9 protein-coding genes and 8 pseudogenes are annotated in these 17,143 nt (G+C 59.1%); 7 read left to right on the top strand and 10 right to left on the bottom strand.

The window, feature by feature from the left end; genetic code table 11:
* Positions 1-250 precede the first annotated feature (250 nt).
* Both tnpB and I6F35_RS38080 read right to left on the bottom strand, forming a co-directional pair.
* A pseudogene (gene tnpB, locus I6F35_RS38085) lies at positions 251-1,114 on the bottom strand (IS66 family insertion sequence element accessory protein TnpB).
* On the bottom strand, positions 1,111-1,530 hold the full coding sequence (locus I6F35_RS38080; RefSeq protein ID WP_225122742.1) for a transposase: 420 nt from the start codon (positions 1,528-1,530) through the stop codon (positions 1,111-1,113). The pseudogene tnpB and the gene I6F35_RS38080 overlap by 4 nt, the downstream one beginning before the upstream one ends.
* Before the next feature lie 68 nt (positions 1,531-1,598).
* Between I6F35_RS38080 and I6F35_RS38075 the strand changes: the two are divergent.
* Positions 1,599-1,837 (top strand): annotated as a pseudogene (locus tag I6F35_RS38075) (IS256 family transposase); the annotation flags it as partial.
* Between the two features lie 218 nt (positions 1,838-2,055).
* Here I6F35_RS38075 and I6F35_RS38070 read toward each other — a convergent pair.
* From I6F35_RS38070 to I6F35_RS38060, 3 genes and pseudogenes are all read right to left on the bottom strand, one after another.
* Positions 2,056-3,239, bottom strand: a pseudogene (locus tag I6F35_RS38070) (IS3 family transposase).
* A 516-nt stretch (positions 3,240-3,755) separates the two neighbouring features.
* The gene (locus I6F35_RS38065; RefSeq protein WP_225122741.1) at positions 3,756-5,105 is read right to left on the bottom strand and encodes a hypothetical protein; all 1,350 of its coding nucleotides are present in this window, start codon (positions 5,103-5,105) and stop codon (positions 3,756-3,758) included.
* A 59-nt stretch (positions 5,106-5,164) separates the two neighbouring features.
* Positions 5,165-5,707 (bottom strand): molybdopterin-dependent oxidoreductase, encoded by a 543-nt coding sequence (locus I6F35_RS38060; protein WP_225122740.1) that lies wholly within the window; start codon positions 5,705-5,707, stop codon positions 5,165-5,167.
* A gap of 298 nt (positions 5,708-6,005) precedes the next feature.
* On the opposite strand from I6F35_RS38060, the pseudogene I6F35_RS38055 reads away from it, so the two are divergent.
* Both I6F35_RS38055 and I6F35_RS38050 read left to right on the top strand, forming a co-directional pair.
* Positions 6,006-6,605: pseudogene (locus I6F35_RS38055) on the top strand (transposase); the annotation flags it as partial.
* Positions 6,605-6,947: pseudogene (locus tag I6F35_RS38050) on the top strand (hypothetical protein). The pseudogenes I6F35_RS38055 and I6F35_RS38050, both read left to right, overlap by 1 nt.
* 247 nt (positions 6,948-7,194) lie before the next feature.
* On the opposite strand, the pseudogene I6F35_RS38045 reads toward I6F35_RS38050, so the two are convergent.
* A pseudogene (locus tag I6F35_RS38045) lies at positions 7,195-8,244 on the bottom strand (IS256 family transposase); the annotation flags it as partial.
* A 769-nt stretch (positions 8,245-9,013) separates the two neighbouring features.
* Between I6F35_RS38045 and I6F35_RS38040 the strand changes: the two are divergent.
* Positions 9,014-9,313, top strand: coding sequence for an H-NS histone family protein (locus tag I6F35_RS38040; RefSeq protein ID WP_225122744.1), 300 nt, complete (start codon positions 9,014-9,016; stop codon positions 9,311-9,313).
* A 1,185-nt stretch (positions 9,314-10,498) separates the two neighbouring features.
* Here the strand turns inward: I6F35_RS38040 and I6F35_RS38030 are convergent.
* Positions 10,499-10,842 (bottom strand): annotated as a pseudogene (locus I6F35_RS38030) (DUF3768 domain-containing protein).
* Positions 10,843-10,997: 155 nt separating this feature from the next.
* The gene (locus tag I6F35_RS38025) at positions 10,998-11,240 is read right to left on the bottom strand and encodes a hypothetical protein (protein WP_225122739.1); all 243 of its coding nucleotides are present in this window, start codon (positions 11,238-11,240) and stop codon (positions 10,998-11,000) included.
* Between the two features lie 331 nt (positions 11,241-11,571).
* Between I6F35_RS38025 and I6F35_RS38020 the strand changes: the two genes are divergently transcribed.
* The 3 genes from I6F35_RS38020 to I6F35_RS38010 are packed head-to-tail and all read left to right on the top strand — an operon-like array spanning position 11,572 to position 14,428.
* Positions 11,572-12,330: a type IV secretion system DNA-binding domain-containing protein gene (locus I6F35_RS38020; protein WP_225122738.1), complete on the top strand. Its 759-nt coding sequence runs from the start codon at positions 11,572-11,574 to the stop codon at positions 12,328-12,330.
* A 15-nt stretch (positions 12,331-12,345) separates the two neighbouring features.
* Positions 12,346-13,962, top strand: a complete 1,617-nt coding sequence (locus I6F35_RS38015) for an IS1182 family transposase (RefSeq protein ID WP_225122737.1) — start codon at positions 12,346-12,348, stop codon at positions 13,960-13,962.
* Between the two features lie 10 nt (positions 13,963-13,972).
* Entirely contained in the window at positions 13,973-14,428 is a 456-nt protein-coding gene (locus I6F35_RS38010; RefSeq protein WP_225122736.1) for a type IV secretory system conjugative DNA transfer family protein, read from the top strand.
* A 355-nt stretch (positions 14,429-14,783) separates the two neighbouring features.
* Here I6F35_RS38010 and I6F35_RS38005 read toward each other — a convergent pair.
* Both I6F35_RS38005 and I6F35_RS38000 read right to left on the bottom strand, forming a co-directional pair.
* Positions 14,784-15,970, bottom strand: a pseudogene (locus I6F35_RS38005) (IS3 family transposase).
* Between the two features lie 60 nt (positions 15,971-16,030).
* Positions 16,031-16,288 (bottom strand): hypothetical protein, encoded by a 258-nt coding sequence (locus I6F35_RS38000; protein WP_225122735.1) that lies wholly within the window; start codon positions 16,286-16,288, stop codon positions 16,031-16,033.
* Positions 16,289-17,143 lie beyond the last annotated feature (855 nt).

Below are 17,143 nucleotides of genomic sequence, written 5' to 3'. Positions count from 1 at the left end.
CTTATACAAGAATATGATTCGGTAATGTGACAGGTGTTTGCGGAACCGAGCCCGCGAGCGGTCCAACTCGATGAATTGTTGTCACGAATTGGCGATATGCGGGCCTGCCATTCGCAGGGGGATGACCGTCGCGGTATGGTGGGCACGGGTCTGTCGTCCGGCAACGTCGTGCGCCGGGGCCGTCTATCGTCGGAGAGACTCCATCGGCAGTAAGCGTAGCTCTGAGGCCCATTTGATTGGCACTTGACGTCTATTTTGAGCGCGTGGTGAGCCGGCGCGGCTTCCATATTTCCGACAATGTGTTGACGGCGGCTTCGAGCGCCCTCCGGTCGACGACGTTGGGATCGAACTGCTCCGGACCCCAGAGGCGCATTTGTTCGTGCTCCGGATGGGTGGGGTCGCTGATGGCGTCGAGGTACTCGGCATAGCCTGACGCACCGCCGACATCTTCCGGAGGACAACGGCCGGTGGCCTCGAGCAAGAGGGGAAGTCCCTCCGTTGTCGTGTTGTCGAACCACTTTTCGAGCTTGATCACGTGATCCCAGCTGTCGCCGAAGTCGTAGAGATAATGGATCGTCTTCGCGCCGGTCTCCTGAACGATATTGGAGAGCCGCGTCTTGCGGGCATCGATGGGCTGAGGGCCAACATCTCCATCGGGATCAGGGATACCCTAACGTCCTTCGCCAGCTAGGAACTCGAAGAGATGGCTATTCGTCCAGCCAAACGCCGCCTGAAGCGTCAGATGCAGCCGATCAAGGCGCAGCGTGAGCGGCACGACAAGGCATCGCATCACCTCCGGTTTCACGTCCTTGAGGGTCACCTTGATCCGGACCGCGGTCGTGTTCAGGCTCATGCCGCCAGCCTCGGATAGTGTGCATGCATCGTCTAGATCGACGGCCAAGGGAGCAGTTCGTCCAGTCGCGCGGCCGGTTCGATCCCAGACCAAAATCTTGATCCGGTCCGCTCGTTTCGATCGGAACACGAAGACCGCGCCGCTAAACGGCTCGAGACGAAGCATCTCCTGTACCTTCGCAGCCAGCCCATCATGGCCACAGCGGAAGTCGATCGGCCGCGTCGCGATGTAAATCTTCAGATCAGCACCGGGCGCGATCATCGTGACGCTCGCACCGCGCGGATCAACTGAGACAGTTGCTCGCCGTCTATGGCCGCGTCCGTCCGCACGACGACGTCGCCAATCGCAATCTCGAGCTTGACTGCCGGAACGTGACGCTCCTCTAACGGCCCCTCCACGACCAGCGGCGAACGGCGGCCGCGAAGCCTCGCACGATGCAATTCGCCTCGCTGCCGAAAGCGTCGTCGCCAATCGTAAATCTGCCAACGCGTCGCACCGTGCCTGCGCGCCACCTCCGCCACCTGAGCACCGGGCAGCAGGCTTTCCGCGACGATCCGAGCCCGCTCGGCCTCCGAACGCACACGACGTTCGGAGGGTCCTTCAAGCACCTCAAGCCGGCTGTCCGCCCCAACTGACGAGCTGTCCAAATGGACGTCCTTTTTGCCGTCCAATCCCATCCCGAACCTCCGTTCAATCCGGAGGCTTCTTCGCACATCTAATCTAACCCCGAACCAAGGGTATCGGCTTAGCCTGTACCAACATCGCCGAGAACATGATGGGCACCATTCGCCCCGTCACGCGCAACGTCAAACGCGGCGGGATGCCATGGCCTTGCGATGGGTCGCGGCCGGCATGATCGAGGCCAGCAAGGGCTTCCGACGATTGAAGGCACATAAGCAATTGTCGGTTCTGCGTGCGGCCCTTCAAGCTCGCCACAATCGCATGACGATCAACTCCGTTGCCCACGTCACGAGGGCCGCGTAATATTCATTCCGGCAACGTCGGCCCGACGCAGTTCAACAGCGATCGGGACATCCCCAGAGCGACCCCCGCACTCTGTTTGATTTGAATCGAGAGATTGAAGTTGTCTCCCTCGAAGAGCTCATAGAGCCATAGAGCGTCTCAACCGAACGTTAGAAAAGCGGCTTGCCGAAGAAGCGTTGCAAACGTTTTTCGTAGAAAACTGACCTGCCACCGAAGTTTCATCCGGCGGCGATTAGAGTCTCGGGGTTTTGTACGCCAAGTGGCGCGGGTGGAGCAACGGACGATCGGCGGAGCTGGTCGGGGTTGCGTAGCCGGTCGTCCGTTGCGGTGAGGTGGGCGGCATAGGCCGCGGGGGTGAGGTATTTCAGCGACGAGGGAGGCCGCTGGAGATTGTCGTCGGCGACCCAGTTAGCGATTTTGGTGCGGGCGTCGTCGAGATCGAAGAACAGGGTCTCGTTGAGCAGCTCATCGCGCATCCGGCCATTGAAACTCTCGATGAAGGCGTTCTGCATCGGCTTTCCTGGCGCGATGAAGTGCCAGTCGATAACCGTGTCCTTGCTCCAGGCCAGCATGGCGTTGCAGGTGAACTCGGTGCCATGGTCACGATCATTCCTGGCTTGCCACGTCGTGCGACGATCGCCGTCAGTTCGCGGGCGACGCGCCGTCCCGAGATCGACGTATCCGGAATGGCGCCCAGGCATTCCTTGGTGACGTCATCGACGATGTTGAGGATGCGGAAGCGCCGCCCGTTGGCGAACTGGTCGTGGACGAAGTCCAGCGACCAGCGGGCATTGGGCTTAGCCTCCACCAGGATCGGGGCCCGGGTCCCCACGGCCTTGCGGCGGGCTCGTCGCTTGCGGACGGTGAGCCCTTCCTCCCGATAAAGCCGGTAGATCCGGTTGATCCCCGATGGTTCGCCCTCCCGCCGCAGCAAAACGAACAGCCGGCGGTATCCGAAACGCCGCCGCTCGTTGGCGAGGTCGCGCAATCGACCACGCAGACCCGTGTCTGGAGGGCGGCGGGAGCGGTAGCGGATCATCTTCCGATCAGCGCTGACGATCGAACAGGCCCGCCGTTCCGACAGGCTCATGACGACCTGCAGATGCGCGACCGCAAGCGCGCTTGGCGGCGGGCCCTACCATTTTTTTGAAAGAAGCTCGCGAAAGGCGGCCGCATCAAGCATCTGCTCCGCCAGGAGCTTCTTCGGCTTCGCGTTCTCCTCCTCCAGCGCCTTCAGCCGCTTGGCCTCAGAGACGTCCATGCCGCCGAATTTGGCCTTCCAATTGTAGATTGTCGCCTCGGAGATTCCATGCTTGCGAGCCAGGTCGGCAGTCTTTGCCCCAGCCTCATGCTCCTTCAACACCGCGATAATCTGCTCTTCCGTGAACCTTGCTCGCTTCATCTGTCCGTCCTTCTTCAGGCCGGACTCTAACTCGATCTGGAGGAAATACGCAGTGGCAGGTCAAAACCCCTTTATATTGAAGCTCGCATTCGGACTCCCCATAGTCATGATAGGGATCAATTCTCGGTCGGCGGAGGGAAGTTCTCAGGATCTGGCGGAAAAATAACTGACTTCGCCGTTAAAGCCGCAGCAAGCGGTAATCTGTCATTGATCGAAACCAAGAAGCCCGATTCTGCAATCTTAGAGACTGCCGCCTATCGACTTGCCTCGGGAAGATGGTGCCGCCCGTACCAATCGCTGCAGCGCGTGCAAACTCCTCGGGAAGGCCGTCTGCCTTTCTGCCGAGAGCTGCGATGACGTCATCAGCGATACACACAAAAGCCATCGTCGAACACTTTTGCCTTCGAATTCATTGTCACGGCGTGTCCAAACAGGACAAGGGGGACTGATTCGCCAGGTCGTGCATTTCAGCAAACCATTCCCATGAACTCATCCTATCCGGAAAAGTGCTGAGGGCTAATCCTCGCCACGGATGAACTGCTCGTTTCCACCGGCGCGCGGCGTACGTTCGGAAGCCCGCATTATGGACGGGTCTGGAGTCTGACTAAAAGACGTCGTGCCGTCCGACTTGAATTTGTATGGCGGGACATCGCTTGTGTTACCGCTTTCTTGAGGAAAAGCCGTTGCTACCCAAGCGCGGAAGTTGGCAATGCCGCCCGAGACCTGGAGGGAGAAATCAAGTGGCTGGGTGCCTGCCACAAACGGGACGTTCGGCTTCAGATTGCGGAAATAGTTTTTCACCGAAGCGTCGTCGTAGGGAGATGGAGCCAGGGGGAGCAGCGCGTTCGCCTCGTCGTTTGCTGGAGTACCCCGCAGCACGGCCCGGCCCCAGTCGAGTGCACGCCCATGGCAGGCAAGGCACGCGGCCTTAAAATTGTCGACGGGACCATTCACGCGCCCGTGCAGGCCGAGATTGTGCCTGGGCAGATCGAAGAACTTCCGCGCGACTTCAGGATTGAGCCATGCTTGCTTCGGGGTTCCGCCCCGCTCTTCGTAGGCCTGGGACGTCAGGTCGGGATCATTGCCCCACATTAGTCCCACCGGCACTAACTTTTCCCAGACGGTGGCGCCAGGCGCGTAAGCGTCATAGATAAATGTCCCAAACAGCCATCCCGAGAAATTGTCAGCGTTCGTGTCGCGAACCGCAATGTCCACCTGCAGTAGACGCATCCGCTCGACGGATCCGTCATTGTTGATGGCGGCAATCCATTCCTTCGAACCAGTCAGGTAAGGCACTTCGGCTACCGAAGCGGTCGTGTACAGAAGTTTGATCGAATACGCCCCGTCCAAGAACGCAAAGTCTTTGGTCTTGGGGAACGCCTGATCCTTCCAGACCTTTCCGATCGAGTAGCATCCTACATCATTGTAGAAGCCCACGGCCCAGTTGCGCGCTTGGCTCTTTTGTCCGCTGTGTAACTCCTTGATGCGCGCCCCCCGTTCCAACGTCATGCCGCGAAGGCGCTCACGCTGATTGTGGAACCAGGGCGCATGGCACCATCTGCTTTTGGTGTTGTCTTCTATTCGCCAATCGATAGAGGGATCGCTATTGTCCTTTATGCCGTAAGCCAGCAAGGCCCCGAGATACGCCTCGGCCTGCTCCTCGAACTTGATATTCTTCCATGGTAAGTTGACCGCCGAGGGTGGATCGGTCGGAAAATCGAACCGTGCGCGGAACTCTCGCTCGCCGGCTCCGCCGACAAGGTCGCGTGCGCTTGAACAGTTAAACTGTGTTTGCGCGGCTGCGACGTATCCAGGACCGGCGGGGTCGGGACATTTTGCTGCCAGATCGGACGCAGCGAACGACAACGTTGCAATCGCGAATGCGAAAAAATTTCGCGTGCGAATTGAGTTTCAAGCTCATGATTTCACTCGCCCCCATTAGTGGCTTCGAGGCTACTTCTGCGTGGTCTTAATCCTGAGAAGCGTAAGGTGCTTACCGAGCGACTATGGCGGGATTCATTGGGAGAGATCATCTGCAGGGGCCCGTTTGCGGCGCTAAACGGAGCTCCCTCCAAGGTGTCGGCAATCAGAAATGCCTGCTGGTCGAATTCCCGAAGCGAAAATACGGCGGCGCAGGCGTCCGTTCCTTCGGCATGAAGATACTTCGCGACGTTGGCTCCTTTGAGGTCCGTCTTAAGTGGTATTCCCGCGGAGATGAGCACCAAAGCGAGGTCGACGCCTTCGAAATGCTGGTCTTTTCCTGACTCCTCCTTCGCGGTCATGCTGCTGCGAGGCAACGCCTTGAAGTCTGCTTCCGACAGCGCAATCTTCGTTTGAACGTCGCCGTCGACAGTCAGATAGGCGCTCTGCGCCGAACACGCCTGTGACGACCGCGAGGCCACGCAGAGCGCGGCGGCTACAACTAGCCGAGCCCTCACCCCGGCTTCAGGCCAGAATGATGATTTCATACTGAAATACCTGATCTAGAGTGCACAAATTATAATAGATAAGAACCGGACGTACAACTAAAAGAATTGCACAGCCGGCCAGAAGGCGACTCACCAATAGGGCGATTCTAGCGCAAAGGGGACCTTCTATCTGGCTCCACGAGGGTTGAATGACGGCCTGCATTTTGGAATGCCACCCCGATGAAGTCGCCTTGTCGCCAGATGAGGCGACAAGCATAGGTGGTGCGAAACTCATCGAAGGAAAGCGAAAACTCGGTCGGCAGAATCGTGAGTCCATTAAGCTGAATGCCAGCGCCTCTCTGGCGAGCCGCCGGCGCAAGGCGGCGGGCGCAATGCGGATGCGGACTTCCATGGCCAGAAACGCTCGAACGACACCCACGTTTCGACCACGGATCCGCACGCCAGGCTGTACCGCAAGGGCAAAGGCAAAGAGACGAAGCTGTGCTTCATCGGGCACGGGCTGATGGAGAACCGCCACGGCCTGCTGGTCGACGCCTGCCTGACGCAGGCCGACGGCCATGCCGAGCGGGTGGCTGCGCTGCACATGATCGAGCCTCGTGCCGACCGGCTGACAGCGATCACGCTTGGCGCCGACAAAGCCTACGATTCAGAGGACTTCGTCAATGAGCTGCGCTCGATGAATGTGACGCCGCATGTTGCACAGAACACCAGCGGCCGTAGCTCTGTAATTGACCGGCGAACGACCCGGCACGGCGGCTATGCGGTCAGCCAGCGCATCCGCAAGCGCATCGAAGAGGCCTTCGGCTGGATCAAGACGGTCGCCGGGCAGGAGAAGACCAGCTTCCGTGGCCGTGATCGCGTCGCATGGGCCTTTACCTTCACTGCCGCCGCCTACAATCTGGTGCGGCTGCCCAAGCTGATCGCGGAGGCCACTTGATGGCCAAGGTGCCCGGCTTCGCCAAGGCCTTTGCCGGCCGCTGGCGCATCGTCGAGATGGACGTCTGGAACAACGACTTTCTCGACCTCGTCGAGGAGGCGCATCTCACCTTCCAGGGCAAGTCCGATGGCGAAATCGCCTTTGGGGCTCTCAAGCGCTTCCTGGACGTGCGCTACGGCACCCGCGACGGATCGGCGTGCGCCGAGTTCTCATGGGAAGGACACGACGAGAATGATCCGTCCTGCGCGCAGATGGGCTATGATCGGCACTGCGGGCAGGCTCGTCGGCCATTTCTACATACACAACGGCGACGATTCAGCCTTCGTTTGCGAGCGCGGCTGAGTTCTTCAACAGCCTGCTAGAGCCCCGCCAGGAATGCCGTCCCATTTCACGCCAGCGTGCCGCCGTGCTCGGGCCGGTCAACGCCACGCCTTGCGATGGCCGCAAATGCGGTCAGCCTTGACTGCCCCTGCGCGCGGCAGCTGCGAGATCGGTGGCTGGGACGGAAGAATGGCGCAGTGCAGCCGAACAAAAGAATGCATTTACAGCGATCTCCGCAATCGTCGTCTCGGCCATGAAGAAATCGCTTGTCCATCTCATCCGTCGTGCGCAAGTGATCCCAATGCTCGGCGGGAAGGTCGTCGAAGGCCAGCAGGGCTTCGCGATCCTTGACCAGGCACTCGACCGCCCGGCCGTATTTGGCGCGGTATTTTTCCGCAAAGACGTCGATCGCTGCTTCGGCGGACACCCGCTTCGGCGCCCAATAGACCTCGCGCAGATCCTTCTTCATGGTGGCTTGCACCGAGAGCGGGACCTTGTCCAAGATATTGACGGTCTTGTGCACCCAGCATCGCTGGTGTCGCGTGCCGGGAAAGACCTCGATCGCCAATTCCAGAAGCCGAGCGCGCCGTCGCCGACGGCAATTTCCGGGGCGATCTGCAACCCGCGCTGCTTGATGTCGATCAGGAGCTCGCGCCAGCTCTGTGCGCTCTCCCGCACGCCGACTTGAAAGCCAATCAGTTCCTTCTTGCCTTCCGGCGTCGCGCCGATCAGCACCAGCATGCATTCGCCATGGTCTTCCATGCGGGCCTGCAGGAAGACCCCATCAGCCCACACGTACACATATCGGCGCGCGGACAGATCGCGCCTCTGCCAGCGCTCGTACTCGCCTTCACGACGCCGTCAGGCGGGAAATCACCGGGTGACAGGTTGGGCGCGTCCTTGCCCAGCAAGGCCGTGAGCGCCTCCTGGAAATCGCCGGTCGAGATGCCGCGCAGGTACAGACCGGCAACAGCGCATCCAGAGTTCTGGTCCGCCGCGCCCACAGCGACAGGATCGCCGAGCTGAACCGGATCCGCTCGTCATCGCCGGCCGCCCCGCGGTCGCGAATCTTCGCCCGCGCCACCTCGATCGGGCCGATGCCGGTCGCAATCGTTCGCGCCGGGCCGTAACCATGCCGCACGACACGGGCGCGTCCGTCGGCAAGCTCCAAATCCTTCACCGTGGCAAGAAATGCCTCGACTTCGACCTCGACGGCCTGCGCCAGAAGCTGCCGCGCACCGGCGCGCAGGACACTGGTCAGTGGATCCTCGATCTCGTCGGGGTGACGGAGCGGCACAATGTTGGTAGTCTCATTCATGGCGTATCGCTCTCCTCGAGAGGTTCTGGGAGGCTTCGACACCCGCCTCGATACGCCGCCTCTCTCAGGCCGTCATCACCCACTTTCCCGCATAACTTCCCGCGGGTGCCGCCATGCTCCATTTCTACCCAGATTCCTAGCTCGTCAACTTTTTGAGAATCTAACTGAGTAAGATACCTGCTTAGGTGATCCAGATTTCTATGAGAAGAATACGTTTGTAGAGTGGATACGCTACCCTCTGACGGCCGGCTTGATCGAGCGATCTGGAGATCGGATTCGAATAACCGAACTTGGCCGCGAATTCTTGACTTATCTGCAGGCCACTAATCTCTTAGCGGGCAAGGCGGCTTGCCGCAATGCTCGACGATGCAAAACCCGGACGCCGGCTGAGCATCGGCTGCAGCACCGGGAGCGCTCGGCCTTGCGCGTCACCCGCGACGTCGGACACGCCTCATATTGCTCAATTCGTCGCGGGGCGCAGGCAAGATAAAGACGTCTGCCGAGCTTAATGGTTGAGCCCCGCCGTTGGCCAATTCGTTTAATGGACTGCTACGAGCACAGTGCGCGCTCGAGCCAGGCGAACAGTTTGCCGAGCTACTTTGGCTCCGAGAGCAGGTCAGACGGGCGGAAACTCTAGATCCCGAAAAGCTCCTAGCGGAATTCAAAGCTCACCGGAAGCAGAGGCGAAGCTCGCCGAGTGATACATTAGCATCGTCGCCGGGCTTGGACGTGATGGAGGAACGTCGTGAAAGGAGCCGAATTGGAACGGATGACTGTTGACGAGCTCTGGACCTTGCACGTTGAGGTCTCTCAACTCTTGCAGCAAAAGATCCAGCAGGAAAAGCTGCGTATGGACGAGCGCCTGAGGCAATTGGCGTCAGCGGGTCGGTCATACCCGCCGGCAAGATACTGGAATCCCGATCAGCCATCAGCGACCTGGACAGGTCGAGGCAAGCAACCGCGGTGGTTGGTCGCGCAGTTGAAACTCGGAAAGCGTATCGACGACTTCAGAGTTCAGCCGCAGAGCAAGGGACGAGTCAGTGACCACCCGGCGCAATCCAGCAGGTAGCAAGCATGATCACTGAACCGTGCGCCGGCGATCCTGTTCTGCCGGACGTGGGCGCAACTAGTGTGTACCTCTCCTATTTTGTTGTTACTGGTCACGTGTTCTTCATGAGACGGATCTATAATTAAACAAGGCCAGTTGCATTTGCAGGAGAACACCTTGACCCGCTTGTTTGTGCTGCTCCTCTTCGCCATTGTATCTCTACCGGCTCACGCGCAGTTAGCAGTCCCCTCTACATGGGTGAATCAAAGGGGCTCGATTCTTTCGATACAGGCGGTAGACGCATCAACAGGCAATTTCACGGGAACGTATGTGAACAACGCGGCTGGATTTTCTTGCCGGGGACAGCCTTATGCTATGGCGGGCAACGTCACAGCGAACAGAATAGATTTCTACGTCAATTGGACATCACCCACAGCTCCGAACTGCAGAACAATCACAATCTGGAGCGGCCTTGTAGCTGGTGACAAAATTCCAACGCGATGGAAGCTGTACTACGTGGGATCGGACTGGAACTTTCACAAAATGGCCGGCCGGGACCTCTTTATGAGGAGGTAGACCAAACCTGGTTAAGCCGCCTTGGCGATGGCCCGTAACGTCGTCACCGGAGCTATATTTGCATGATCGTTGGCTGCAATGTTCTGGCTCACCATGAACGCTGCACTCGGTCGGCGCCCCTCTCTCCTGGAGAGCGAAACGGCCCGCTGCCTATTGCTTCTATACGTGTGCCGCGGTCGGAGCATTGACAAGCATCAAGCGACGCTCATATTCCATATTCGAAGGAGACGCTTTGCACGCGTCTCGCACCAGCGCGCCGAATACGAGAGTCCAAAGTTACTCGATCTCATCGAGAGAACCTCAGAGACTCCCTTCTGTGGCGGGTTATGGCCCCCAACTCGGACTCCGGCGATGTGCTTTCTCGCCGCGGAGCGATTTCAACTACTCCTCCTGCGGCCTCTGGTTTTGTTCCTCGGTGGGCGAGGCGCTGGAGGTCAGACCTTTGCGTTATCCGCCGACCACAGGATGCGCCACTGTGGAGGCTTCGACGCGTTGGACAAGCAGAGCCAAGAATCATTGCAAGGCGCTTCTCCGACCGGCACAGTCGATCCCCAACCATGTCGTCCCCGCCGAACAATACTGAAAAATGCCCCGCGATCGGCGGGGCAAGAAGGACGACAACCGTTTTGCTCAATACTCCTGCGCAAGCATAATCGTGAGAACACGCGTGGTCTTTTCAGGGTCGGCCGGGTCTTCGGACCCGGACTGACAGAGCACGTCATAGTAGTCGATCTTCCAAAGAATGTCTCTCCTGCAAGCTCGAAGCTGCCAAAATCGTGCTCGTTGTGTGGGTCATTGCCTGCGTCGAAGTCCGCAAACCGCTGAACCTCGATGAGAACGTGTGCTTTCACGTCCAGTGGCAGTGCGGCCACTCCCGTGCTGACGACAACCCTGCCGCCTAGAAAGGTCGCGCGGAAGAAGTCGTTGAGCACCCGAATGCGGCGCAACCAAGAGACCGTGGCGATATTATTCATGATCGCTCTCCTCCGCGTCCTCGCTCTTGCAGGGCGAGTGGTGACGGGCGCCGCAGTGCGGACAGTCATCGTCACACTGGGCGCACCAGACGTCAGTCCACTCGCGGCCACACTCTGCGCAGTGATAGACGTTTCGGACGTGCATGGCCGGTCTCCTAGATCAGACCGGCGAGCACAAGCACTGACACGAGCATGTTGCCACCACACGCCTGGCAGAACCCCTGATCCTGGTCGGGCTCCATCTCGGCGGTGTGGTCGCAGCCCTCCGTCATGCAGATCGCAGGGCAGCCGCTATTGAGGAGCGCCGCCAGCAGAAGATCGTCGAGGTTATGGAAGTCTTTCTGGTCGCAAAGCTTCATCAGCTTTTGAGCTTTTTGGGAAAGAGCAATGTTGGACATCGAGTCCTCCTCGCTACGGGCATCCGAACCATTCGGGTGCTCGATGGCGAGGCGGAGCGAGCGTCCACCACTGAGCGAAATTAGAAGAAATGCTCAATCGACCGTATGGACGCTCGTCGCGATGCCTCCGCCTCGCCACCGAGACCCGGACCTGCATGCAGGTCCCGGATCGCGGGGCGGAACGTCAAAGATCAAAGGCTTGGATGATTTTCGCCGTTAGCTAGAAACGAGTGGAGACGGGGGATCGTGCTCCTCGGTCACGAGGCCGACGTGGCATTCAGAGGCGCTACACCCTCTGTGCAAATGCGCATGCTGCGGGAAGATATGGCCCATGCCGGCAGCAGTTACGCACTTTGCACGCACCGACCACCGAAGTGACGATCGACTCTTTGGCATCAGGGACGAAGACCGTTTCTCACACGTCTACATCATTGGCAAGACAGGTACCGGCAAGTCGACCTTAATCGAGACGATGGCGCTCCAGGACATGGAACGGCGGCGCGGGTTGGCGCTTATTGACCCTCACGGCGATCTGATGGAGCGGATCGCGAGTCGAGTGCCGGTGAGACGCACATCGGATGTAATCTATTTGAATGCCAGCGACCCATTGCAGCCGTATGGGTACAATCCCCTGCGGCATGTTCGCGACGATCGAATTGCACTTGCCGCTTCTGGCTTCATCGAAGTGTTCAAGAAAATGTGGCCGGATGCATGGGGCGTGCGCATGGAGCACATCTTGCGCAATGTTTTGATGGCACTGCTGGAGCAACCGCACGCCACGATGCACGACGTGCTGCGCATCCTGTCGGACCGGAAGTTCCGCGCCGAGATTGCGCGACAGTTGAAGAATGAGACGGTCAGGACGTTCTTCATAAAAGAGTTTGAGCGGTTCTCGTTCGGCTACCGTGCCGACAGCACAGCGCCGATCCAGAACAAGGTCGGGGCCTTCCTTTCAGATCCAATACTCAACAGACTTCTAACCGCTCCCGAGCATGATCTCCACGTGCGGCAAATCATGGATGGAGGCAAAGTACTGTTGGTGAACCTGGCCAAAGAGGCTGGGCAAGAACTCGGCTTTTCCTGGAGTTGATGTACGATTTGGCTGATGACGAATCGCGCATTCAAAGCCGGCGAGAGCCGGGATCAAGCCAGCCTGCTTCCCCCGCGGGTTGATGACTATGTCGGGGCAGACAATCCGGTCCGGGCAATCGAGACCTTTGTATGCGCGCTCAACCTTGCCAAGTTGGGTTTCCGCCATGCGGACCGTACCGCCGACGAGATGGGGCAGCCACCGTATGATCCCGCCGACCTGCTGAAGCTCTATCTTTACGGTTACATCAACCAGATCAGGTCGTCGCGTCGGCTGGAACGGGAAGCGTGCCGCAATCTGGAGCTGATCTGGCTGCTCAAAAACCTGAAGCCAGGCTATCGGACGATCGCCAACTTCCGCAAGGCGAATTGGGCTGCTTTGAAGGCGGCCAACCGCAGCTTCGTTTTGGTCATGCGTGAGCTTGGTCTGGTTGGCGGCGGCGTGGTCGCGATCGACGGTTCTTTTTTCCACGGCGACGCCAGCAAAGCTTCCATCTTCACGCGCAAGAGGCTTGCCGAACAGATCGCCAAACTGGACCTGGAGATCGAGGCTTACGGCAAGTCTGTTGAGAACAACGATGCCGTGGAAGCCAAGACGGATCGCACTGACGGTCCGGGCCATGGCGGGGGTGACGATGGCAACGATGTTGGCGCCAAGGTCGCGGCGCTGATGGCCAAGCGCTCGCGCGCGCAGAGCGACCTTGCCCGGCTGGAAGAGAGCGGCGAGACGCAGATATCACTAACCGATCCGGACGCCCGGCTTTTGGTCAAGAATGGCCAGAGTGTCGCAGGCTACAACGTGCAGATCGCTGTCGATGACAAACACAAGCTCATTGTCGAGAGCGAGGTGGTGAACGGCAGCAGCGACGTTCGTCAGCTTCATGCGATGGGCAAAGCGGCAAAGGAGGCCCTCGACGCCGAGACGCTGCAGGCGCTGGCCGACGAAGGCTATTACAGCAGTCTCGAACTGAAGGCATGCGAGGACGATGGCATCACAGCCTATGTGCCAGTGCCCGCAGCAGCAGGCCGGCTTGCGAAGCAGGGTCGCTTCAGCCTCAACGACTTCACCTACGACGGTGCCGTCGATGCCTACACTTGTCCGGCCGGCGAGTTGCTGCATCCGATGGAGCGACGCTGGCAGAACACAAGCGGCCGCACCGAGATTCGCTATGCTAGCAGCAGCGCAACTTGCAAGACATGCCAGCTCAGAGCGCGTTGTCTCTCCCCGAAGGCAAGGTCGAGGATCATCGCGCGCTGGGAGCACGAAGATGTCCTCGAACGCCATCGTGCACGGATGGAAGGTGCGTACGAGTTGATGCGACGCCGGTCCGCTATCGTCGAGCATCCCTTCGGCACTCTCAAATGCCGCGCTGGATACCGCCACTTCCTCCTTCGCGGCTTCAACAAGGTCCGTGGTGAATGGAGCCTGATGGCGCTCTGCTACAATTTGACCCGTGTGCTCAATATCCTCGGCTTCGAGGGCTTCCTGGCCCGCATCGCAAAGGCCTTCCGATCGCCTCTGGCTGCCCAAAGCCTCCCTACAGGCCGCCTCCGGCCCTCTCTCGAAGCATTCTGGTCAAATGTAGCGGTCCAGTTCCTGACCAGGCGCTTCGCCCTCGGCTCCCTCCGATAGCTGTCACTACTTGCCCAGTCTCAAAGGGCAAATCGGCGAGGACAGCTCGTCGCTCCTGGGCGGATTGCTCGTCACTACGCTCGGGCTTGCAGCGTTTAGTCGCGCGGAACTGCCCGAGCACGAGCGGCGGCCCTTCTTTGTCTATGTTGACGAATTTCAAAACTTTACGACGCTCGCCATGGCGAACATGTTCTCCGAGCTTCGCAAGTATCGGGTCGGCTTTACCGTCGCCCACCAATACCTTCATCAGCTTGAACCAGATGTCCGTCATGCGGTTCTCGGCAACGCCGGGACGATCATTTCCTTTCGGGTTGGTTCAGAGGATGCGACCTACCTCGCGCGGGAGTTTCAGAGTCGATTCGATGAACTCGATCTGTTGCAGCTGCCCAACTATCGTATTTACTTAAAGCTTATGATCGGTGGAGTCCCTTCGGCGGCCTTCAGCGCGACCACGCTGCCCCGATGAGGCGGTGAGCCTCAGAGGACGTCGAAGACTGTGAGCTCGTAGACGTCGTGTTGGAAATGGCCTGGAGGAAGAAGGATGTAAAGGCTTGGCATCGCGGCTAATTCGGCGCTTTATCCCCTGGATCACCGGCATGTACACGGAGTGGGGGGTCTCCAGGGATGTCTTGAGGGCCTGCCCGGGCAACGAATGGGCGCCTCAGTGGCGGCTCGACCAACCAGTTCGGCATTGCCGATCGTTGCAGCTTCGCTGGCAGGGCCAGGGGTACACTGTTAACTTGATGAGATTGTCGGTACGCATACGAGGAAGCTTACGATTAACCACATTTTTGAGTCGGAGTTGACCTGCCACTGCATTTTCATCCAGCGGCAGTTAGAGCCTCGGGGTTTTGTACGCCAAGTGGCGCGGTTGTAGCAACGGACGATCGGCGGAGCTGATCGGGGTTGCGCAGCCGATCGTCCGTTGCGGTGAGGTGGGCGGCGTAGGCCGCGGGGGTGAGGTATTTCAGCGACGAGTGGGGACGCTGGAGATTGTCGTCGGCGACCCAATTGGCGATCTTGGCGCGGGCGTCATCGAGATCGAAGAACAGAGTCTCGTTGAGCAGCTCATCGCGCATCCGGCCATTGAAACTCTCGATGAAGGCGTTCTGCATCGGCTTTCCTGGCGCGATGAAGTGCCAGTCGATAACCGTGTCCTTGCTCCAGGCCAGCATGGCGTTGCAGGTGAACTCGGTGCCATGGTCGGACACGATCATTCCTGGCTTGCCACGTCGTGCGACGATCGCCGTCAGTTCGCGGGCGACGCGCCGTCCCGAGATCGACGTATCCGGAATGGCGCCCAGGCATTCCTTGGTGACGTCATCGACGATGTTGAGGATGCGGAAGCGCCGCCCGTTGGCGAACTGGTCGTGGACGAAGTCCAGCGACCAGCGGGCATTGGGCTTAGCCTCCACCAGGATCGGAGCCCGGGTTCCCACGGCCTTGCGGCGAGCCCGCCGCTTGCGGACGGTAAGCTCTTCCTCGCGATAAAGCCGGTAGATCCGGTTGGTCCCCGATGGCTCGCCCTCCCGCCGCAGCAGGACGAACAGGCGGCGATAGCCGAGACGCCGCCGCTCGTTGGCGAGATCGCGCAATCAGCCACGCAGAACTGCGTCCGGCGGGCGGCTGGAGCGATAGCGGATCATCTTCCGGTCCGCACCCACGATCGAGCAGGCCCGCCGCTCCGACAGGCTCATGACGGCCTGCAGATGCGCGACCGCAGCGCGCTTGGCGGCGGGCCCTACCATTTTTTTGAAAGCAGCTCGCGAAGCGCGGCCGCATCGAGCATCTGCTCGGCCAGAAGCTTCTTCAGCTTCGCGTTCTCCTCTTCCAAGGCCCTCAACCGCTTCGCCTCGGAAACCTCCATGCCGCCGAATTTGCCCTTCCAGTTGTAGATCGTCGCTTCGGAAACACCGTGCTTGCGAGCCAGGTCGGCTGTCTTCGCCCCAGCCTCATGCTCCTTCAATACCGCGATAATCTGCTCGTCCGTGAACCTTGCTCGCTTCATCTGTCCGTCCTTGTTCGGGCCGGACTCTAACTCCTTCTGGAGGAAATACGCAGTGGCAGGTCAGAGTGTTGCTCCCGTTGCGATATCGATGAATCGCGACAATCCGCGCCACATGATCAGATTCCCTGGTGGCGGATCGTTGGCGCGGGCGAGATAGCCGCCGAGCCTGGCGATCTTGATGAGATAATGCGACAATGTCTTTCGCTGTGTGCTGACTCGATTCTTGTCTTTGACGAGCCGATCCAGCAATTGGATTTCAGTTTTGGTCAGCACAAATTCCGCTGAGGCATTTGGCGCTGAAAGATTGAGCATCGTCATCCAAAAATGCGCCAGCTCACAATGCAGAATACCGAGATCAGATTCGTCGATCGCTGAGCAGTCCGCAGTTGCGAGTCCTCTGCCCTACCGCCGGATTTGAGTATCTTGTGGAAGACCTCGATCTTCCATCGCAGGGAATACCATTCGAGCTTCTCGACGCATCCCTGCGCGATTGCACCGGAAGATCGGTCAGGAGTTTCCATTCAATCTTCTTTCTGTTCTTTGGCGCTCCTCTTTCATCAGCGTGGATCACTGTCAAAGTCAAAGCTGGATACCGCGACTGCTTGCCTATCGGTGGCAGAATACGGATTTTACGATACCGGATTTCAAGAACAGCCTGGTCTGGATTGCCCTTGCTATCTTGGACTTCGATCCGGTGGAGACCTTTGACCACGACCTCGTCCATTATCGTTGCAATGGTATGATCGCCATCGCCTGCCAGGCGATTGACACAGGTCCTTACCAAGAAATGCGTTCCAACCTCTTGGGCGACGCAAAACAGTTCATTAAATATCGGCCTCACGGTCACCGATATGGATGCACTGCGATGGCTTCTCGAAAAGCTCCGTGGATTGCTTGCGGTTCTCCAGCCACCGAATGCTCTCCTTAGTTTCAATGGGGATCCGTGTCAGGTTGACCTCGCGTCTGAGCGCAGCGACCCCTCTGAATTTCTTTCTGGTCCAGAACTTCACAGCGCTGAGCCCCCGAGGGTCACCGCAAGGCTCTAATGCATCAATATTCCGCATGTCGTGTACGTTTGGGGCTTTCCGTCCAATCTTCGAGACCTGCTCTTGGGGATGCGCTTAATCATCCCGATCAGATCCGGGCGCTCCCGTTGATAGGTGAATTCGGTCG

Origin of the sequence: Bradyrhizobium sp. BRP22 (genome assembly GCF_020194175.1) — a bacterium.
GTDB lineage: Bacteria > Pseudomonadota > Alphaproteobacteria > Rhizobiales > Xanthobacteraceae > Bradyrhizobium.
Note: the sequence above shows the minus strand (reverse complement) of the source record. Positions and strands in the feature narration are given on the sequence as shown.